This is a genomic window from Actinacidiphila rubida, from assembly GCF_900110255.1.
Lineage (GTDB): Bacteria > Actinomycetota > Actinomycetes > Streptomycetales > Streptomycetaceae > Actinacidiphila > Actinacidiphila rubida.
Genome location: NZ_FODD01000072.1, coordinates 1 through 19,086, shown reverse-complemented (window position 1 = coordinate 19,086; position 19,086 = coordinate 1). Strand labels below are relative to the sequence as shown.

The window sequence follows — 19,086 nt, the reverse complement described above, 5'->3', positions numbered from 1 at the left end:
CGGCGAGCGGCCCGCAACGCAGCAGACTCGCTCGACGGCGTTCCCGGTCGCCGCCCGTTGTCGATGTCGTCCTGCCGCAACCACTTCGACAACGTGACGGGATGGATGCCGAGCTCCACCGCCGTCTGTTTGGCTTGCTTGCCGGCGCGGACCAGCGCGACGGTACGCGCTCGGAACTCCGGAGGATAGGGACGAGGCATGACTGCCAGCCTTCCGTGAAGGGCTGTCAGTTAGCCACCAGAACTGGAACCTGAGAGGTGGGGCAGGTCAGCTCCGGTTCCGAACAGCATGCGTCGTCGGAGGTCTCCGAGCGCTGGTGGGGCGCCTCTTGCGCCGTTGTCCACGCCCTTTCCCGTCCACGGTCCCGCACACATCGTCGATGGAGGACCACGCAGGAAGGAGTGGACATTGGAGCAGCAACCCAGTTCGCGAGGCCGGATCTATCGGGCATGCGGCTGCAGAGACGAGCTGAGGCGGCTGCGCGGGCCGCGCTGCCCGGAGCTGGCGGCAACACTGGTACACGGGAGTTGGGCTTTCGCGGTCGATCTTCCCGCCGCTGATGGCCGGCGCCATACTCGCCGCAGGACTGGCTTCGACACTCGCCAACAGGCCGAGGAGGCTCTCGGCCTATTTCTGGAGGGCGAGCGCACGGGCGTGTATCGGGAGCCGGACCTGACCGTGCGCGCCTACCTGTTGCAGTGGCTTGCGGCCAGGGAGCGGCGGCTGCAGCCGACCACGATGGCCAGCTACCGGGACAACGTGCATCGCGATCTCATACCCGCCTTCGGCGCCCTCCGCCTGGGGGATCTGCGGCCGCGGCACGTCGAAGCCTGGGTCGCCGGGCAGCTGAACGCCCGCCGCGGGACCGTCATCGTCTACCGCGCCGCCGCAACCCTGCGGAGGGCCCTGAACTCCGCGGTCCGCGCGCGACGTCTGCCCTACAATTCCGCCCAGTACTGCGTCCCCACCCGCCCGCGGGCCACCGAGCGGGTGTGCTGGGACCCGCAGCAGGCCGCCGCCTTCCTGCACCACAACGCCACGTACTACGCCGACCAGCTCAGCGACCTTTTCGAGGTCATGATCGGCACGGGGATGCGCCGCGGCGAGATCCTCGGCCTGCACTGGAGCGACGTCCACCTGGTCGAGCACACCCTGTTCGTCCGCTGGTCGCTGTCGGCCGTCAACAACAACGAGCTGCACCTCGGCCCGCCCAAAACCCGTGCCAGCCGCAACTGGATCGCACTCTCACCTCGCGTGGCAGCCGCCTTCCGCCGGCAAGCCGCGATCCACCGGCGTCTCCAGCCCGCCAGCACCCCGCTCGGCGGACTGGTCTTCGCCGGCTCCGACGGAGCGCCCCTGCGACCCCAATGGGTGCTGGACCAGCTCCGCCGTCGCAGCACGGAGCTGGCACTCCCCCGCATCGGACTGCACGACCTACGCCACACCGCCGCCACCATCATGATCAGCTCAGGCGTACCCGTCGCCATCGTCTCCAAGACCCTGCGGCACTCCACCCTGGCCACCACCGTCAACCTCTACGGTCACCTGCTGAGATACGCCGCCCACGACGCCACCAGCGCCCTCGCGGCCGCACTCGACCAAGCCGACCACGAACGCACCCAAAACCCGAAGCACCCGACCCGCGCACTGCGACCCGCCGCCTGACACCAACGCGGCCCTCAAGGGGTAACGGCACGTCAGCACCCCACCTGCCCGGGTGTTGTCGCCACGACGCGACAACACCCGAGGGCGTCAAACCCGAGCGTATCGGCGCTAATCGGGATCAATCACTGAGGCCGGGAGATCCACTCCGCCATGAAAACGCCCGGGTCATGTCAGATATAGCGGCCCCGCGGCATCCCATCTCCGACGCGAAACACGAACGTGCAGGTCAGGCCCGAACGGCCCAGCGGGATAAGTCACGGCCGATGCGACAACAGGCGACAACACCCGGCGGGGAATCCGAAAAGGCCGCCCCCGCATCTCTGCGGAAACGGCCTCCGACCTGCGAAAACGCTGGTCGGGACGACAGGATTTGAACCTGCGACCCCTTGACCCCAGAAGAGCTCATTTCTCCGACAATCGGGGCGAACTCATCACGCACTTGGTTCAGTTATGCGGCTATCGCTCGTCAACGCGAATTAGGCGTGGTCCCCAAATGGTCCCCGACACCTGGTCGTATTTCTCCTCAAGACGTCTCTCCTTCAGTGTGGACCTCTTGCGGACTTCTGACAATCGAACACCGGGAGCCGAAAGCGGGCAGTCGGAAGCCGGGCCAGCGCGCGGAACGTGGCGACGGCGACCGGCCCGGCCACCGCGAGCCGCGGGTCGCCCGGCCGCGACCATATGGCCGGTCTCCTCGAAGTACTGCAGCCCCCCGAGGTTCTTGCGGGTCGGCGCCCGCGGCGTTGCCCCGCGGGTCGACCACCGTGGCGGTGCGGCCGTCGGCGTCGTAGCCGTACGTGGTGGTGAAGTCGGCCGGGTCGGCGCCCGCGGCGTTGCCGCGTGGGCTGGTCACGGTCTTCTGCCGGCCGGCATCGTCGTAGGTGTAGCTGGTCGTGTCGCCGAGCGGGTCGACCGTGGTGAGGACCCTGCCGGCCGGGTTGTACGTCGTGGTGGTCTTCTTGGCGTTGGGGTCGATAACCTCGGCGTCTGGCGGCCCAGGGCGTCGGCGAACTCATCGCGCATTGCGAGCAGTTACCGGACCATCGCTCATAGCAGGATACGAGGTGTGGTCCCCGCGTGAACCATCACAAGCTGCCTTCTTCGAAGGTGCCCCCGCCGGCGGAATACGACAAGGGAACGTGGTCCCTCATTCCCGCGAATGCTCTCATCGCACTCCCACACACGTCGGCAGCCCGCGGCACGACGCCGCTCGCGCACTGGACCGCTCCTCCCGCCGCACCTGCGCCCACGCCTCCTCCGGCATCCGTCACTGCCGTCAGGCGTTCCAGCCCGGCCAGCGTCGTCCATAGCCCGGAGAATCCGAGTGCGCCGTGGTGACACTGCTGGAAGCATGACCGCGTGATCCAGGATCTCGAACGCCTGGTCGTACGGCACACCCTCCGCATCCCCGCATTCGACGGCTCCGGGCCGTCGGAGCAGGCATTGCCGCTTGTCAGGCAGCTGGATGCTGCGCTGCTGTCGGGTTCACGCTGTCGGCCCAGGCGCGCCGGTATCTGGCGGGCCTTCCCGAGCCGCTGGCCGCGTACGCCGGGACCCGCACGCTGGGCGCGGTAAGCGAAATGGTCGGTGCGCACGTGCAGCACAACACGTACTTCGTCGACTTCCCCGCGAACGTGCCGGACACCGTGGAGTTCTGGTGGTCCTGCGTCGCCGGCGCGCTCGCCGACGAGGCGACGCGCGTTGCCACGTACGAGCAGATGAGCGCCAGGGTCATCGACCTGCTGACGCTCCCGGCCTACGGCCGGTACCAGCACATCTACGAGGAGATGCTCGCCGCGCACGGCGAGTTGGTGGCTGCGGTCGGCGACCGTGTGACGGTGTTGCACCTGGGAGGCCCACTGGAGCAGGAGGTGCGGGCACTATACCTGGCACTGGCCGGGAGCAGCACGCCGCTGAGCGATGAAGGGCTGCGTGATCTCGGGGTGCTGGCCGGGCACTGCGCAGCGGGGCCGCAGCCGGACCACATCCCCGTGCGCGAGAACCGGGCGGTCGTCAACCGGGCCAGGATCGCCGTCCACGCGGACCTGCTGCTCAACACAGTGACCGATGTGCTGCGGCTCGCGGCGGCTTTGAGCGACGGGGACGTGGGGCTGGTGGAGCCGACGCACTTTCGCGCGCTGGGCCGTCCGGTGCGGCGGGCTCTGCTGGCGGGGCTGGACGCGGTCGTGGCGGCGGACCCTGCCAAGCTCGCCGACGTGAACGGGCACCGCGAGGAGTTCAAGCGGCTCGGCGAGCGGCTGCACCCGCACGAATACCCGCAGTGGCCGCACGCCGCGACGGTGTTCGCCGTCGCCCGTGGCGACGTAGCAGCCGCCACCTTCGACAGCGTCGTGGAGCACATGCTTGCGCAGGGCGATGTGGCAGGCACGCTGCGGATGCTGGGGGCGGCGCCGGGCCGGCTGCTGCGGGCGCTAGACAGACTCCTGCGCGGCGCAGCCTCGCAGGCCGAGCGGGACGCGGTGGTGGCCGCGGCCTCGCAGGCCGCGCAGGGCGCGTCCGGGCGGGTGCTGCTGGCGGTGCGCGAGCACTTCCTCGGGCGCGGGCGGCCGGAGTCCGCCACGCGCGTCTTCGTCAACCGGCGGGGAGTCGCCTGGGTCACCTCCGACGCGCGCCGGTCTCGGCGCGCGAACAGGTGGTCGGCGCGCTGGATGCCGAGATCGCCCGGCGGCTGCCGCGACCGGAGCGGCTGCTGATCGACCCGCACGTGCTGGACGTGGCGCTGCCGCTGAGCGGCCGGGCGACCACGGGCGGCTTCGGCGTGCTGCCGCGCGGATCGATCTCGCCGGTCGACGGGGACCTGCTGCGGTTCTTCGTCTACTGGAAGCAGACCCGGGAGCGCACGGACTTCGATCTGTCCGCGCAGCTGCTCGACTCCGGCTACCGGACGGTGTCGTGGCTGTCGTACACCCGACTCACGCAGGTCGAGGGCGAGCACTCCGGGGACATCACCGAAGCGCCCGACGGCGCCTCGGAGTTCATCAACCTGCGGCTCGGAGCGGTGCGCAGCACCTTCATCGTCCCCCAGGTCCACATCTACGCGGGCGAGGGCTTCGAGGACGTGGAAGAGCCCTTCTTCGGCTTCCTGCTGCGGGAGCGCGAACAGCAGGGGCAGCCCTTCGAGGCACGGACGGTGCGGATGAAGTCGGAACTACGCGGGCCCGGGCGGGCGGCGCTGCCACTGGCTTTCGTGCGCGGGCGGGACGGCGGCTGGCACGCGAAGTGGCTGCACCTCTACCTGCGGGGCATGCCGGGCGGCAACCGGGTCGAGGCACACAAGGTGACGGTGGCGGGGCTGCTGCGCAGCGTCGTCGAACGCGAATACCTGACGGTGCGCTGGCTCACCGAGCGTATGGCCCGGGCAGGGCACGGTGACCACGATGTGGGACGGCACGAGCCTCCCGGACGGACCCGTCACGATCCACCTGCGTGGGTCATGATCAAGGTTCATCGCCTTGATGGTTGCAGGATCGGATTCCAGGCGAACCAGCCGAGGTTCCCTGCGCCCAAGTCCCACGGTGAGTCAAGCAACAGTTCGCGAGTTCGCTCAAGATCCGCCGTGACGGTGGCCGGGGCGGGACCGACACGCTGCATCAAGTCGCCCCATTCCTTTTGGAACTCTTCGTCGTCGCCACGCAGTCGGCGTATCGCCGCTTCCACGCAGGCAGGCCATTTCGGCATCCCGTAGTGGTCGTCGTGGGTCCCGATCCGTGGAGCGCCGGCGAAGACGAGGAAGTCGTCGGGCGGCAGTGTCTTCTCGTAGTGCATGAACATGTCGATGCGCTGTTTCACGTGCTTCTTGATCTCTCCCAGGAAGCCCCAGCCGTAGTCGGTCAGGGTCCCCTCGCATCCCGGCCAGACCGTGTCACGGTCCAAAAGGAGGTCCTCCAGCGCATAGAGGCGGAACTGGTTGTCGGAGCCCAGGGCGTCGAACGCCTGACGGGTGAGCCAGGTGTTGCGGGCGAACATCGCCCCGTCGTGCAGTGCTTTGCGCCGACTGGTCGGCCGGGAAGCGTGCGCGTCCTCGATTGGACCGTTGCGCCACACGGACAGGACAAGCCCGTGGGCCGCCGCCCATCGCAGTCCGTCGGTCGCTTCGAAGACGCGCATCTCGCCGAGGCGCTGGCGTGCCCAGTTCAGCGCCTCTTGGAGGTCCTCGTCCACCGGTTGCCTCTCCCCCATGGTTGCCTCTCGCAGTGTTCTTCGGTGTGTCGGGTCCGTCTGTGAGGCAGTGTCCGCGGAACAATCAGACGTGCGCTACCGGGCCGGTGCTTGGTGTCGGCGCATGGGCGGGCCGAGTTCGCCGTGGCGTTGTCACAGCGACCGGGACTGTTGGAAGGCCGCGCTCAGCGCGTGCAGGTCATCGCGGCGGGCAAACATGAGTTCCTCCGGAGCCTGTAGGGCGGTGTCCAAAAGCCAAACACCACGTCGGAACGGCTGAAAGCCGATGCTCTCCCACAGTGCCGCGATCTTCTTCTTCGCCTGGCGGCGATAGGCCTCGGTGACCTGCTCGCGGTCTTCGGGGTATTCGCCCATGGCGGGGTATGCCGCTACCGCGCAACAGCCTCCGGAAAGGCGGCGGATCGCCTCGCCGGCCAGGAACGGGCCCAGCCCGAAGCCTCTCCATGCCTTGTCGAGGGTGACACGGTCGAGGATGAGCAGGTCGCCAACAGGCTGTGTGATGGCCTTTTCGAACCAGGCGTTGTATTCGGTGCGTCCGGATCGGCCGAGGACAGCCGCGGCGATGACCTCAAGGTCGCCGGATTCGGCGTCGGCGACCTCCCACCGGTTGTCGCCGGTGTAATCACGCAGCCTCCACAAGACGAGGTGCCCGATCCTTGTGCCCGCCGCCGCCGGAGCGGGGCTGTCGCTGTCCTCCTCTTCCTCTTCCCACTCCTCGTCTCCTGTCCCGAAGGTGACCGCGACATGCCAGGGTTCCAGAGTGTCCTGGTAGTCATACGGGGTTGCGGGATGTCCATGCCCGTAGTGAAGGTGAAGACGGGCGGGATCGCCCGGGAGGTCGCTGACCGGTCGCTTGGGCCTCGCTGATGTCATGGCGGAAGACTAGGAGCAGGCACCGACATCCGGCGTGAATCGGCAAGAACGAGGCAGTGAGCCTTTTCCAACCTGCTTGGCGAGGTGTCAGTTGGGCTGACAGACAGGTGAAGCCCCTGGTAGATGGGTTTTCGACCAAGAAATCCGTCTCCACCAGAGGCTTCGTGTGCTTGTCTACCCGTCGGGTACCGACGTGTCCAGTTCTGCCTTGCGGTTCCTGTCTGCCAAGCTGCGGCAGCGTCGCCGGGAGCTCGGCACCCGCTGGCGGCGCCTGAGTGCCGGCCGCCAGGCGCTGCTCGCACTTGCCCATCTCCGCAACGGACACCCGTATTCCCAGCTCGCGGCCGGGTTCGGCATCGGGACCACGACCGCGTACCGGTACATCACCGAGGCCGTCGAGGTCCTGGCAGGCCTCGCACCGACCCTTGCAGAGGCGATGCGGACAGCATCATCGAAGGCGTTCGTGCTGCTGGACGGGACCCTTCTGCCGATCGACCGGATCGCCGCGGACCGGCCCTTCTACTCGGGGAAGCACAAGAAGCACGGGATGAACGTGCAGGTCCTCACCGATCCCTTCGGCCGGCTGTTGTGGGTCTCACCAGCCCTGCCCGGCGCCGTCCACGACGTACGGGCGGCTCGCGAACACGAGGTCATCGACGCCCTCACCCGCGCCGGCGTCACGTGCTGGGCCGACAAGGGCTACCGCGGCGCCGGCGACATCGTCCGCATCCCGTACTGGGGGCGATGGGACACCCCGTCCACCGGTCAGCAGGCGGCGAACCGTTCCCACGCGAGGATCCGCGCCCTCGTCGAGCAGGCCATGGCGACCCTCAAGTCCTGGCGCCTCCTTCGCAAGCTCCGGTGCTCGACCACCCGGATCACCAGCATCGTCCGAGCCGTCCTCACCCGGCATCTGGCCAGCTCAGACCGATGATGAAAAAGGCTCAGTGGAAGCGAGTTGACTCGAGCAATAGTCAAGACCTGTGAATCAAGCGATCGCGTTAGTTGGCCATGGTTCAGTCTTCGGTCATGGGCCAGGTCTCCCAGACCAAGTCAAGGCGTCGGTAAGCGTTGTCGAACCAGGCATCGACCAGTGGGACGGTGATCGTCACCGTCGTTAGGGACATTGAGTGGTCCTTGATCGTGACCTGGCACCGGTCATCGTCCTCGTCGAGTTCGATGAACAGCCACGGAGCGCGTTTCCCGTCGCGCCAGGCGATGTCCTGTCCCGCGTCGAGCGAGTCCAGGGCCTGCTGCCATTGCCGCAGGTCCTCGGGGAAGATCCAGGTCTTGAGGGTGCCACGGACGAAGGGCGTGTCGACCAGGAACTCTCCGACCAGGGCATCGTTCTCGGTGCGACGCTTCCGCTCCTCCTTCCCTGCAATCCGGAGAATGACGCGATTGCCATCCCCCTCCAAGCGGATCAGGTCGATCGGATCCTCAGCCATGACTGCCCCTCCCGACTCGCGCATGTTCTCGAACACTATTCGTCGACACGGACACAGGATCGGATGAGGTGTGTCAGGCTGCGCGGGCTTCCTAGCGTTCGACGAGGTGACCGCTCTTGAAGCGGGCGCCGTTGCGGACGAGGGCGACGAGGTGGGGTGCGGTGATCGCGCGCCAGCGAGCCTGGGCGGACTCGACGAGCTTGAACACCATCACCAGGGCCGCGGCCGAGCTGCCGGCGCCGCGGGTGACTTTGGTCCTCAACTTCACGGTGCTGAAAGTGCTCTCGATGGGGTTGGTCGTGCGCAGGTGCACCCAGTGCTCTGCGGGGAAGTCGTAGAACGCGAGGAGCTCGTCGGCCTCGTCGGTGATCTTCTTGGTCGCCTTCGGCCACTTCGCTCCGTAGGCGCGGTCGAAGTCCTTGATCGCCTTCTCGGCGTGATCGCGGTCCTCGGCGTTGTAGATCTCCTGCAGGGCCTTCTTCGCGCCGGGCTGAGGCGAATTCGGTGGCGCGTTTCATGACACTGAGCCTTTTCCAACCTGCCCGTGACGGTGCGCAGTTGGGGTGACAACGTGGCGAAGCCCCTGGTAGATGGGTTTTCGACCAAGAAATCCGTCTCCACCAGAGGCTTCGTGTGCTTGTCTACCCGTCGGGTGTCGACGTGTCCAGTTCTGCCCTGCGCTTCCTGTCCGCCAAGCTCCGTCAGCGCCGCCGGGAGCTCGGTACCCGCTGGCGGCGCCTGAGTGCCGGCCGCCAGGCTCTGCTCACTTTTGCCCATCTCCGCAACGGCCATCCGTATGCCCAGCTCGCGGCCGGGTTCGAAGTCGGGACCACGACGGCATACCGCTACGTCACCGAAGCCGTGGAACTCCTGGCCGCCCTGGCACCCACCTTGGCCGATGCCGTCCGCGTCGCCTCGACGAAGGCGTTCGTCCTCCTGGACGGCACGCTGCTGCCGATCGACTGCATCGCCGCGGACCAGCCCTTCTACTCCGGGAAACACAAGAAGCACGGCATGAACGTGCAGATCCTCGCTGATCCCTTCGGCCGACTGCTGTGGGCCTCACCCGCACTACCAGGAGCCGTCCACGACGTGCGTGCTGCCCGCGAGCACGGCATCATCGACGCCCTCGACCGGGCCGACGTCCCATGCTGGGCCGACAAGGGCTACCGAGGCGCAGGCGGCACAGTCCGCATCCCCTACTGGGGACGCTGGGCGACACTCTCCCCAGGCCAGAAGACCGTGAACCGCTCCCACGCGAAGATCCGCGCACTCGTCGAGCAAGCCATCGCCACCCTCAAAAACTGGCGACTCCTGCGCAAACTCCGGTGCTCGACCACCCGGATCACTGTCCTCGTCCAAGCGATCCTCACCCTGCATCTGGCCAGCTCAAACCGATGATGGAAAAGGCTCACTGTGTATGTCGCCTTCGAGCACCCGTCGTTCGGCACTGCCCTCGTCGTCGGTGTCGCCGTGGTGACACTGCTCCACCTCCTGATGCGGGGCACTGACCCGCATGCCGCCCAACTTCGATGGCACGCGCTCAGGGTTCTCGACAGCCACCCTTGTTCGCAGCCCAGAACAGCTACTGACCTTCGAAGCGTGATGTCGTCGGGGGGTGTGACGGAACGTGATCGTCGCGGTATGCCGGTTGTATGAGGTATCCGCACGGTGGTGGGCTGACGCCTGAACGTCAGGTGTTTCGCGAGCGGATCCGGATGGAGGCCGCCGAGGGCTTCGCCGCTGGGGCTTCCAACGGGGACGTTGCCAAGGACTTACGGGTGAGCGTGCGCTCGGTGCAGCGGTGGCGCCGGGCCTGGCAGGACATCGGACCCGAGGGGCTGCGCTCGGCGGGTCCGGTCTCCACGCCGAAGCTGAGCGACGCGCTCTTCGCTGTGCTTGAGGTCGAGCTGGTCAAGGGCGCCGTCGCGCACGGCTGGCCGGACCAGACCTGGGCTCTGGCCCGAATCAAGACAGTGATCGGGCGGCGCTTCCACAAGTCGTTCACGTTGTCGGGCGTCCCTCAGATGCTGCGCCGCCATGGCTGGAGCTACCAGGTTCCGGCCCGACGCGCGGTCGAGCCGGACGACGCCGCCGTCGCCGGACGGGTGAAGGACACTTGGCCCGTCCGTGGAAGCACCACGGCGGCGCTCGACGCTACCTCGTCTTCGAAGACGAGGCCGGCTTCTCGATGATGCCGCCTACCGCCCGCACTTGGTCGAGCCGCGGCCAGACCCCGATGATGACGCTCCCAGCGCCGCATTTCCATCGCGCCCTGACCTGCTACAGGGCTGGCGAGCGCTCCCGCCTGATCTACCGGCCGATCGTCCACCCGGACCACAAGGCCTGTGGGCGCCGCAACTTCACCTAAACCGACTACCGTGACCTGCTCATCGTCGCCCACCAGCAACTCGGCAAACCGATCGTCCTGGTGTGGGACAACCTCAACGTCCACCGCGACCGCCGCCTGCACGAGTTCATCGAGGCTCAGGACTGGATCACCGCCCACCACCTCCCGCCCTACGCGCCGCAGCTCAATCCAGTCGAAGGGGTCTGGTCCCTGCTCCGGCGCCGCTGCCAGGCCAACGTCGCCTTCACCGATCCAACCCACCTGATGCGCGCCTTGCGGCGCGGCCTGCGCCAGGTCCAGTACCCGGTCCGACCTCATCGACTGATGTCTCGCCGGCACCGCGCGCGGAGCTGGCGGCCCGGCTGGAGCGCGAGGTCCGCAAGGACTGGCAGCCCCGGGTGCAGCAGCGGGCGAAGAAGCACGCCGCCTCCCGCGGCGGCATCGTCATCGAGACCCGGGCCCGCTTCGGGTTCATCGCCGCGCCGGGGTCGACGGACGACGGGCGGGTCTGCCGGGTCACCCAGCACCTGCCGGCCGTCTACGCCAGCCGGCTGTTCGACGCGCAGGCCGCCGGCGCCAGCGAACAGCAACTCCAGGCCATCGCCGCCGAAGGCCTCCAGGAGATCTACTTCAAGGACCGCGGCCGCCGTGCCCAAGGCCTCGAGGTGGAGTTCACCAACATCGACTACATCGAGCTGGACTTCTGACCTGCTCAGCCCGCAGAGGCCGTCCCCAGGAACGAAGTGCCGAGGGGAGGCCGAAGGTTCGGACTCGGGCTGGCGCACGAAAGGCGGCGACGATTGTCGGTGGGGCCGCGTAGCCTGCGCTCGGACACGGAGGCACACCGCGCGGTGCGGTCCCCCTTCGGTCGGAGGAGTAGAGCATGCGACTGACGCCACAGCAGCGGGTTAACAAGCTGGCTCGCTGGACAAGCCCCCCGAGCGCGGCGGAGGAGGCGCGGTTGGACCGCGCCCGGCGTATGGTCACCGACGCCGTCAAGAGGCACCCGCCCTTCGCGGGGCTAGGGCTGGTCGTCGAGGCCAAGGGCTCATGGGCGAACAACACCAACGTCAGCAGCGACAGTGACATGGACATCAAGGTCGAGTTCACCCAGCGCATATTCCGGGGTTCCGCAGCAGGGATGTCATTCTGGGATCTGTCCCTGCAGAACAGCGGCTACACGGGGCTCTGGACGCCGGAGAAGTTTCGCAGCGAGCTACAGGTCGCACTCAGGCGCACGTCGAATGCCGTCGATGCTGGCCACAACGTGGCCTTTTACGTTCCGAGCGTGCCGGGAAGCCGCCCGGACACCGATGTGGTGCCGTGCTTTACATACATGTACAGCCCCGTGTTCGGCGCCCCCAACCGAGGCACGGTCGTGTTCACCAAGGACGGGAAGCACATCGTCAACTGGTCCCAGCAGCAGCTGGACAACGGGCGGGCGAAGAACACACGGACCGGCCGCCGCTACAAGCTCGCGGTCCGCGCTCTGAAGGCGGTCGAGAACGACCTGGCGGCGCTGGGGGTGATCAAGGATCTCCCGTCGTACTTCATGGAGTGCCTGATCTACAACGTCCCTGACCCGGTCTTGAAGAACGCCCTCTCCTTGGACCTCGCCTTCCAGGCAGCTCTCATGCACCTCAAGGGGCAGTTCACCTTCTGGTCGCTGACCGCCACCCCGGACGCGATGGTCGAGCCGAACGGCATCAAGAAGCTCTTCGGCTCAGGCCAGAAGTGGACCAAGGACGATGCCCGTCACCTGGTTACTGCTGCCTGGGATTACCTGGGCTACGGAGTGCCCCGATGAGCTCGCCTGCCCAGTCCATCCGGTGGGGCGCCGCCACCGCCTCCACCCTGTACGGAGGGCTCCTGTACATCCTGGGAGTGCACCCCGAGCAGGAGCTCAAATACGCCTTCGCGTACGTCCCCACCCTGCTCGGCTACGCGGTCCTGGTCTTCGACAAGTGGGCATGGCGATGGCGCGGCGTGCACCGACTCACGGGGCATCCGCGCCTGAACGGTACCTGGCGGGCGACGCTACGCCCGAGCCCGGAGAGCCACATCCCAGCCGGGGGCAAACGCGGCCCGATCCTCGCCTACCTGACCATCGAGCAGTCCTACTGGACTCTCCACGCCACACTTCGGACCGCGGAGAGCACCTCGCGGTCCACTAACGCGACCATCGAGAAGCGTGACGGCTCAGGGATCACCGAGTTGCGGTTCCTCTACCAGAACGTCCCCCAAGTGGCCCACCTGCACCGCAGCCCAGTGCACACCGGCGCCTGCCGGATCAGTCTGGCCGGCATGACACCCCGATCTATCACCGGCCGCTACTACACCGACCGTTTCACCGCCGGCGACATGGAACTTAGCCTGATCAGCCGCAGCACCGAGCACAGCACCTTCGGCGAGGCCGCAGCTTCCGACACCGTCAACGTCTGACCGGCACATGGTTGCCGTCGATGTCGACACTGCGTTCCACGCTGACGTCGCGCGAACGGCCGGCCACAGCCGTACGACAACGCCCCTTTCCCGGCATTCGAGTTACCGGGAAAAGGCAAGGTCGGCGGCCGCCGACCCGTCGTCGACGACAAACGCACCACGATCCTCGACCGCCACCGGCGCGCGGAGTCCATTCGCACCATCGCCGCTGCTGCCGAGGGCTGACCAGTCGCACACTCCCTGAGAGGGCTCTTCCGTGACGAGCACGCCCAGCCAGCCGTACCAGCCCGCCACCGACTACCAGGACCGCACCTCGCGCCAGGCATTCGAGCAACTCGTGTCCGTGCGGGGGGAGGGCGATGAGTGGGACTTCAAGGCCACGCTGGGTTATATCACGAAGAATCACGCCCGAGTCAACCTTGCGAAGGACGCTCTTGCCTTCTGCAACCTACCCGGTGGCGGGACGATCATCGTCGGCGTGACGGACGACTTCGATCACATCGGCCTCACCGACGCCGAGCGGATCGACACCACGGCCATCCGCAGGGCGATCGAGAAGTTCATCGACGGCGACTTCATCGTGGCGGCGGCCGAGCACAAGCTGGCCGATCCCGCCACGGGCGAGGAAAAACGGTACGGGGTGATCCACTTTCGGCGCCGCTTCGCCCAGCCCGTTCTAGCAGCGCTGGACGGCCAGATCGCGAACGACAAACCGGTCGTCTTCCGCTCGGGCGACATCCTCATTCGACGAGGCGCGGCCAGCATCAGGGCGAACTCCGGCGATGTCAGGCGACTGTTCGCCAACAGCATCGTCCACGAGGAACGCGTCAGGGCAGTCAACGAACTGTGGAGCTGCCTTGTGGAGCAACGACGCCTCATGGGGGGCGTCGAGTACCTCTTCGACATCCTGGTCGACAACGAGTACCCCGAAGCCATCACCCGGCCCGGTCTTCGTGAGGCGCTCGGGCACCTGACGGAGGTACGGCACGCTGATGACGTCGACCGCCTCCAGCTTCGCGTGAGCCTGGTCAGGCCGCATATCCCGGAAGAGCTGTATCAGCAGTACAGGGCCTGCGCCGCCTTCGTCGGAAGGCTGCATATGAAGGCGATATGGCAGCGCGACGCTGGAGTCTTCCTCCCCTGGACCGAACTGCAGAACGGTTCACCCGACCTGCAGCTGCAGCATCTGGCGCTGGCACTCATCCCGCAGGACGAACTCAACGGCTACTGGACAGGTCAGCCCACCGGCGACGGCACGCACCGCCCGGTCCGGCCGGTCATCGATGCTGCTGAACGCGGCGTGCTCAAGAGCATCAACCTCGTACTGAGGGGTCTCGGATAGCAGCTAAGACCGTGTCCTATGTGGTGAGGCGGACGAGGCGTTTGTAGCAGCAGAGGGCTGCGTCGAGGCACTCGCTGCTGCGATGGCGGTCCCGTTCGACTACGACGACGGCAAGGGTGTTGAGTTCGAACCCTTCGACGGATTCCTGTCCGCTGAGGAGACGACCATCTGGTTTCGGGGCTGGACCCGGAACGGGACGCTCAGCGGCGATGACTTCCGTATCTTCGGTCAAGACGGCACTGGCGGATACGCCGCCTTGTGGCTGGTCCGTCAGGACCAAGCGCTCGTCGAACAGCCGGTGGTCTTTCTCGGATCCGAGGGAGAGACGGGCGTAGTCGCCCGGGACCTGGGTGACTTCTTGTGGCTGATGGCGGACGGACTGGGCCCGCGTGAGGCCGCTGATCCGCGCGGGTGTGACCGTGCCCCGCGCCCCAACCAGGCGTTGGCAGCGATCGCCGAAAAGTTCGCACCAGGTCAGCGCCGGTCCGCCGTTTCCGTGATCGAAGCCGCTGCTCAGGAGTTCCCTGGATTCGACGACTTCATCATGGGACTCTGCCCGGGACTCGGGCTCTCGCAGTAAGCAGGGACCGGCTCTTCGCCGGTCTTGGCGTGATGTTGAGGGCCCGGCGACCGAAGGTCGCCGGGCCCTGTGGTCAGTGACCGTCAGCTGAACTCGTGCGGTAGGTGATCCCGTCTGCACGGCTGCGGGTGATCAGCTCATCGGCTTGGCGCAGGTTCCAGGTGGCGGTCATGGGGTCCGTCGCAGTGGGACGACGTCGGTTCGGTGATGGGGCATGGTCGGCCGAGCGGCTTCCGATGTGGCCAGCAGCGCGACGATCGTGATCGGCTGCTGGCAGTGCGGGCAGTTCCGGGTTGCGGTCGGCTCCAGCGGGTCGCGGACCGGTGTCGGCTGACGGTTGTTCGCGCGGGCGGGTGGCGGTGGTGGAGGCAACTCGATCCGGGCCGACAGCGTGGGTGGCGCCATCTGGGCGAGGCGGCGGTCCCGTTCCTCTTTGAGGGCCTGGTCACGCAGGCGTTCAGCCTCTTGGCGGCAGACCATCGAGCAGTAGACGGTACGGACGGTTTTCGGTGCCTGGAAGGGGTTGTCGCAGACCGGGCAGAGACGGGCCTCCTGTTCCTCGCTGCGACGGAAGGCGACCAGGCACTCGGCCGAGCAGAACTTCCTCTTCCGGCTCAGGTCGGTGGTGAACTCCTTGTCACACTGCGGGCAGACCCGCTGCTTGGGCAGGTGCGCGCATCCCTTCTCACGGCAGGCCGGCGAGCAGTACTTGCGGCGGCTGGCCACCGATTCGACCGTGAACCCGGAGCCGCACTCGGGGCAGGAGCGGTTCAACTCGGTTGCGGGGATGGTGGGTTCAAGAGACACGGGCGTTCACTCCCGGGCGAAGCGTCTCGGCGCGGCTTTGGTGATGGCGGGGCCGGTAGGACGGGCCGTCGATGCCGACGACGGTGGCCCGGTGCAGGAGGCGGTCAAGCATCGCCGCGGCGACCGTCGCGTCCCCGAACGCCGAGGCCCAATCAGCAATGCCGACGTTGGTGCTCAAGATCGTGGACGACTTCAGATACCTCTGGTTGATCACCTGGAACAGCGCCGAGGCGCCATCCTCGGGCAGCGGGAGGTAGCCGAGCTCGTCAACCTATGCCGATATCTGCATAGCTGGACGAACTCGGCTACATGGAACTCGACCGCCACGGCGCCGAACTCCTCTTCCAGGTCCTGACCGAGCGGGAGGAGAAGAACAGCGTCGCCATCGCCTCCAACGAGTCCTTCGGCGGCTGGACCAAGACCTTCACCGATCCCCGCCTCTGCGCGGCCGTCGTCGACCGCCTCACCTTCAACGGCACGATCATCGAGACCGGCACCGACTCCTACCGCCTCGCCACCACGCGAGCACGAGCGGAAGCCGAGGCCAGCTAACTCTCACCAAGGCAGCCGGCCACCTCACCGGACCTCATGGGGAGCTGGTCGGAGGCCCGTCAGAGCGAAACACTGCCTGCAACTCCTCAAGGGACGGCGGCCCCGGGTCACGAACGGGACGGCCAACGTCGGACGACCAACCGGGACGGAAGCGCTCAACGAAGTCAGCGAAGTCGCCGCGCAGATACCGGGAATCGGACGGCTTCAGGCGGATCTGCTGGCGGCTGTCGGCCCACCAGATCTCGAACTCGCCAACGGTGCCTTCCGCCGGCCAGTCCTCACTCTGTTCTGGCAGCAACAAGACGTCGACGAAGCCTCCGACACTCAGGCCAATGTCCACGAAGATCCCGATCGCACCGGGCCGAGGAACGTTCACGACGGTTCCCTCGAAGACCTGCCCGAAGCGCAGCCCCCTGCGAATCCGAGCCCACTCGGCAACTGTCACCACGAACGCATCATCGCACCCCCATCCAGGTCGCAGCCACTGGACTCGGACAGCGGGGGAACCTCACGCAGACATCGATCGACCCGTCTGCCCCGACCACACAGCAGTGCCGTCACTTCTCGGGCTCTGGCTCAAATTCCGTGACGATGTCACCGTGAGTGATCGTCTCGTTGCCCCATAGCTCGGGGGAGCAGCAACGTCGGCGCCATGCGCGTGCGTCCACTGCGGTCTGCCAAGGCGTGAATCGAGCAGGAAACTTGGTGGTAGCCATCCGGGCCGTACGAGATGCTGCCAAAATGATTGAACGAGATGCCGCGGTTCAGATCGTTGAGGAAGAGCTGGAACGCGACTACCAGCGAGAGCTGTCGCTTGGGCTCGTTCCAATGCGCATGGCTGTGTCGCATGTAGAGCAGCATGAGCTGGTATGGATCATTTCCTGGACATCAGAGGCGTACCTGCGCACCCGAACCCCAGACTTCGCGCTGGCCGGGAATGGGCCATACCTCGTTGACCGCGTCGACGGAAGCCTGCATCAGATCGGTGTCGTCTCCGCAGTAACGGACGCGTGGGAGGCGGACTACCGCGTCCGCATTCGAAAGCAGGTCACGCGGACCGCAGTGGACGATCTGCACGATGAGGTCCGGGCGGTGGCAGGCGCTCGTGGGAGGGTTCATGCCATGCACATCCTGCGCCAAAGAGTGCCCGCGCTCTCCCACGCTCAGATCATCGAGTACGTGACCGCCTTGCAGCATGGCGATGCTCCGGCGCACCTTGTAAAGGTCTCCTCCAGGGAGCTGGTGCCCGCCTACCGACCCGTTCTTGTCCGTGGTCACCATTCGCAGAGCCGCGAACCGTTGAGGAGCTGACAGCAGCAGCCGTCCTCACGAAGCGAGGAGAACTCGCTTGCGCAGCAGCGAGAAGCCAGCGCGGCCGTACATCTGGCGCTTGAGCATTTTAAAAGTTACGTGGAATCTACCGGGGTGATCATGTCTCTCCGGTGCGACCACGGAGATGTGTTGAGCGACACGATGCTACTGATGAAGAAGTAGCCAGTTCTCGGCCGACACGAGCAGGCAGCCGTCGAGGACGGCCAGGCAGCCCTGGACCGGCTACTCGACCGCCTCGCCGACACACCCACCCCGGCCGGCCCGACACCACGCGAACTGGACGTGCCGTCGACGGCCCGTCTTCTGCCAGTCGTCGACGTGCGTCAGGGCGAGACGGGTTGCCCATCGCGCTGATTTCGGAGTGCGCACAGGCCCGGGAGAGTGTCACAGTCACTGCCGTGACCTTGCTGAACGTGCTCGTCGACTTCGCCCGAACCGGCCGGATCGGGCCCCTGAACTGCGGAATGTCCCTGGCTGAGGCTGAAGACCTTCTCGGCCCGGGGCGCCCGCACCCCGCCCACCGCATGAAGGGGCCCGATATCGACGGCTACCCCTACTCCTGGGACGGGCTGCAGCTGGTGGTCACTCAGCGGGCCGTCAGTGGAATCTGGATCAGGCTCTGGCCCGGTTCGACCGCCAAACTTCCGCCGCTCGTCCTGCCTGATTCCGAGTCGTTCGAGGCCACCGTGCTCCGCGAGGATCTGATCGCCGCCCTCGACGGAGCTGACTGCCGACATGCGGTCAACAGCACTCTCACCTTCGGCGAGCAGTCGAGCATCCTCACCCAGCCCGCTGACGTCTGCGCGGTCTTCAGCCTGCCTGGGCGGGACAACCACGTGCCGCACCGCGATCGGCACTACCTCGACGTGATGCACAAGCACACCGCTTGACATGGGTCTGGTGCAGGTTCGGGTGATGTCTTGACCTGCCCCACCTCTCAGGTTCCAGTTCCGATGGCTAACTGACAGCCCTTCACGGAAGGCTGGCAGTCATGCCTCGTCCCTATCCTCCGGAGTTCCGAGCGCTTGCCGTCGCGCTGGTCCGCGCCGGCAAGCAAGCCAAACAGACGGCGGTGGAGCTCGGCACCCATCCCGTCACGTTGTCAAAGTGGTTGCGGCAAGACGACATCGACCACGGGCGGCGACCGGGAACGCCGTCGAGCGAATCTGCTGAGTTGCGGGCCGCTCGCCGACGGATCCATGAGCTGGAAACCGAGCTGGCGATCGTCCGGCAGACGGCGAAGTTCCTTGGCGAGGACAAGCCGGCCCCAAAAGGCTCTACCCGGTGATCGACCGACTCGTCGATGCTGATGAGGACGGTGGAAACGACCAGGGGTGCTGTTCGCTCCCCAGTTGTGAGGTGTCACTGAAGGATCGTGATGGCCTGTCTCCTGAGCGTCCGGCCGACGTTCAGGGGCGGTCCGCCGCGATGAGGCGTCGCAGTGAGGCTTGGGCGGGTGGGCCCCAGGTGAGCTTGCCGCCGGGGCGGCCGTGGA

At 66.8% G+C, this 19,086-nt stretch carries 16 protein-coding genes and 7 pseudogenes; 14 read left to right on the top strand and 9 right to left on the bottom strand.

Annotation, left to right across the window (positions count from 1 at the left end; translation table 11 throughout):
- On the bottom strand, positions 1 to 200 hold a 200-nt coding region (locus BMW99_RS37280; RefSeq protein ID WP_075018345.1), incomplete at its 3' end, for a transposase.
- A gap of 454 nt (positions 201 to 654) precedes the next feature.
- Between BMW99_RS37280 and BMW99_RS37275 the strand changes: the two genes are divergently transcribed.
- Both BMW99_RS37275 and BMW99_RS42515 read left to right on the top strand, forming a co-directional pair.
- A complete protein-coding gene (locus BMW99_RS37275; protein WP_218108386.1) occupies positions 655 to 1,665 on the top strand; it encodes a site-specific integrase in 1,011 nt (336 codons plus the stop codon).
- Between the two features lie 1,359 nt (positions 1,666 to 3,024).
- Positions 3,025 to 5,102 (top strand): annotated as a pseudogene (locus BMW99_RS42515) (hypothetical protein); the annotation flags it as partial.
- A gap of 28 nt (positions 5,103 to 5,130) precedes the next feature.
- On the opposite strand, the gene BMW99_RS42510 reads toward BMW99_RS42515, so the two are convergent.
- Positions 5,131 to 5,847, bottom strand: a complete 717-nt coding sequence (locus tag BMW99_RS42510; RefSeq protein WP_245791783.1) for a hypothetical protein — start codon at positions 5,845 to 5,847, stop codon at positions 5,131 to 5,133.
- Positions 5,848 to 5,997: 150 nt separating this feature from the next.
- A complete protein-coding gene (locus BMW99_RS37255; RefSeq protein WP_069462328.1) occupies positions 5,998 to 6,738 on the bottom strand; it encodes a hypothetical protein in 741 nt (246 codons plus the stop codon).
- 166 nt (positions 6,739 to 6,904) lie between these two features.
- Between BMW99_RS37255 and BMW99_RS37250 the strand changes: the two genes are divergently transcribed.
- The gene (locus BMW99_RS37250; protein WP_069462327.1) at positions 6,905 to 7,672 is read left to right on the top strand and encodes an IS5/IS1182 family transposase; all 768 of its coding nucleotides are present in this window, start codon (positions 6,905 to 6,907) and stop codon (positions 7,670 to 7,672) included.
- Between the two features lie 82 nt (positions 7,673 to 7,754).
- Here BMW99_RS37250 and BMW99_RS37245 read toward each other — a convergent pair whose 3' ends face one another.
- Both BMW99_RS37245 and BMW99_RS39665 read right to left on the bottom strand, forming a co-directional pair.
- Positions 7,755 to 8,186: a DUF5959 family protein gene (locus BMW99_RS37245; protein ID WP_069462337.1), complete on the bottom strand. Its 432-nt coding sequence runs from the start codon at positions 8,184 to 8,186 to the stop codon at positions 7,755 to 7,757.
- Between the two features lie 91 nt (positions 8,187 to 8,277).
- A pseudogene (locus BMW99_RS39665) lies at positions 8,278 to 8,697 on the bottom strand (transposase); the annotation flags it as partial.
- A gap of 122 nt (positions 8,698 to 8,819) precedes the next feature.
- Between BMW99_RS39665 and BMW99_RS37235 the strand changes: the two are divergent.
- The 7 genes and pseudogenes from BMW99_RS37235 to BMW99_RS37195 all read left to right on the top strand — a co-directional run bounded on the left by BMW99_RS37235 (position 8,820) and on the right by BMW99_RS37195 (position 14,900).
- Positions 8,820 to 9,587, top strand: a complete 768-nt coding sequence (locus BMW99_RS37235; protein WP_069462326.1) for an IS5 family transposase — start codon at positions 8,820 to 8,822, stop codon at positions 9,585 to 9,587.
- A gap of 254 nt (positions 9,588 to 9,841) precedes the next feature.
- Positions 9,842 to 10,839, top strand: a pseudogene (locus BMW99_RS43345) (IS630 family transposase); the annotation flags it as partial.
- Positions 10,740 to 11,243, top strand: coding sequence for a telomere-protecting terminal protein Tpg (gene tpg / locus BMW99_RS37215; RefSeq protein ID WP_407640354.1), 504 nt, complete (start codon positions 10,740 to 10,742; stop codon positions 11,241 to 11,243). The pseudogene BMW99_RS43345 and the gene tpg, both read left to right, overlap by 100 nt.
- Positions 11,244 to 11,419: 176 nt before the next feature.
- Complete coding sequence (locus BMW99_RS37210) at positions 11,420 to 12,343, top strand: nucleotidyltransferase family protein (RefSeq protein WP_069462324.1); 924 nt, start codon at positions 11,420 to 11,422, stop codon at positions 12,341 to 12,343.
- Positions 12,340 to 12,978, top strand: a complete 639-nt coding sequence (locus BMW99_RS37205) for a Cap15 family cyclic dinucleotide receptor domain-containing protein (RefSeq protein WP_069462323.1) — start codon at positions 12,340 to 12,342, stop codon at positions 12,976 to 12,978. The genes BMW99_RS37210 and BMW99_RS37205 overlap by 4 nt, the downstream gene beginning before the upstream one ends.
- Positions 12,979 to 13,234: 256 nt before the next feature.
- A complete protein-coding gene (locus tag BMW99_RS37200) occupies positions 13,235 to 14,320 on the top strand; it encodes an AlbA family DNA-binding domain-containing protein (protein ID WP_069462322.1) in 1,086 nt (361 codons plus the stop codon).
- 82 nt (positions 14,321 to 14,402) lie between these two features.
- Positions 14,403 to 14,900: a hypothetical protein gene (locus BMW99_RS37195; RefSeq protein ID WP_069462321.1), complete on the top strand. Its 498-nt coding sequence runs from the start codon at positions 14,403 to 14,405 to the stop codon at positions 14,898 to 14,900.
- A 168-nt stretch (positions 14,901 to 15,068) separates the two neighbouring features.
- Here the strand turns inward: BMW99_RS37195 and BMW99_RS41035 are convergent, their stop codons facing one another.
- Together BMW99_RS41035 and BMW99_RS37190 are read right to left on the bottom strand one after the other, a co-directional pair.
- Positions 15,069 to 15,707 (bottom strand): hypothetical protein, encoded by a 639-nt coding sequence (locus BMW99_RS41035; RefSeq protein ID WP_141726019.1) that lies wholly within the window; start codon positions 15,705 to 15,707, stop codon positions 15,069 to 15,071.
- Positions 15,697 to 15,966, bottom strand: a pseudogene (locus tag BMW99_RS37190) (ATP-binding protein); the annotation flags it as partial. The gene BMW99_RS41035 and the pseudogene BMW99_RS37190, both read right to left, overlap by 11 nt.
- Before the next feature lie 32 nt (positions 15,967 to 15,998).
- Between BMW99_RS37190 and BMW99_RS37185 the strand changes: the two are divergent.
- Positions 15,999 to 16,259 (top strand): annotated as a pseudogene (locus tag BMW99_RS37185) (ATP-binding protein); the annotation flags it as partial.
- A 34-nt stretch (positions 16,260 to 16,293) separates the two neighbouring features.
- On the opposite strand, the gene BMW99_RS37180 reads toward BMW99_RS37185, so the two are convergent.
- Entirely contained in the window at positions 16,294 to 16,707 is a 414-nt protein-coding gene (locus BMW99_RS37180) for a hypothetical protein (protein WP_069462319.1), read from the bottom strand.
- A 293-nt stretch (positions 16,708 to 17,000) separates the two neighbouring features.
- On the opposite strand from BMW99_RS37180, the gene BMW99_RS37175 reads away from it, so the two are divergent.
- From BMW99_RS37175 to BMW99_RS37165, 3 genes and pseudogenes are all read left to right on the top strand, one after another.
- Positions 17,001 to 17,570 (top strand): YrhB domain-containing protein, encoded by a 570-nt coding sequence (locus tag BMW99_RS37175; protein ID WP_079138224.1) that lies wholly within the window; start codon positions 17,001 to 17,003, stop codon positions 17,568 to 17,570.
- 419 nt (positions 17,571 to 17,989) lie between these two features.
- Positions 17,990 to 18,481, top strand: a complete 492-nt coding sequence (locus BMW99_RS37170) for a hypothetical protein (RefSeq protein WP_069462335.1) — start codon at positions 17,990 to 17,992, stop codon at positions 18,479 to 18,481.
- 101 nt (positions 18,482 to 18,582) lie between these two features.
- Positions 18,583 to 18,938 (top strand): annotated as a pseudogene (locus BMW99_RS37165) (transposase); the annotation flags it as partial.
- Positions 18,939 to 19,000: 62 nt separating this feature from the next.
- Here BMW99_RS37165 and BMW99_RS43030 read toward each other — a convergent pair.
- Positions 19,001 to 19,086 (bottom strand): annotated as a pseudogene (locus BMW99_RS43030) (phosphotransferase); the annotation flags it as partial.

Excerpts from the sequence above, each read along its gene's own strand:
- BMW99_RS37255 (WP_069462328.1), bottom strand. The coding sequence starts at position 6,738 with ATGACATCAGCGAGGCCCAAGCGACCGGTCAGCGACCTCCCGGGCGAT.
- BMW99_RS37245 (WP_069462337.1), bottom strand. The coding sequence starts at position 8,186 with ATGGCTGAGGATCCGATCGACCTGATCCGCTTGGAGGGGGATGGCAAT.
- BMW99_RS37210 (WP_069462324.1), top strand. The coding sequence starts at position 11,420 with ATGCGACTGACGCCACAGCAGCGGGTTAACAAGCTGGCTCGCTGGACA.
- BMW99_RS37205 (WP_069462323.1), top strand. The coding sequence starts at position 12,340 with ATGAGCTCGCCTGCCCAGTCCATCCGGTGGGGCGCCGCCACCGCCTCC.
- BMW99_RS37195 (WP_069462321.1), top strand. The coding sequence starts at position 14,403 with ATGGCGGTCCCGTTCGACTACGACGACGGCAAGGGTGTTGAGTTCGAA.
- BMW99_RS37175 (WP_079138224.1), top strand. The coding sequence starts at position 17,001 with ATGATTGAACGAGATGCCGCGGTTCAGATCGTTGAGGAAGAGCTGGAA.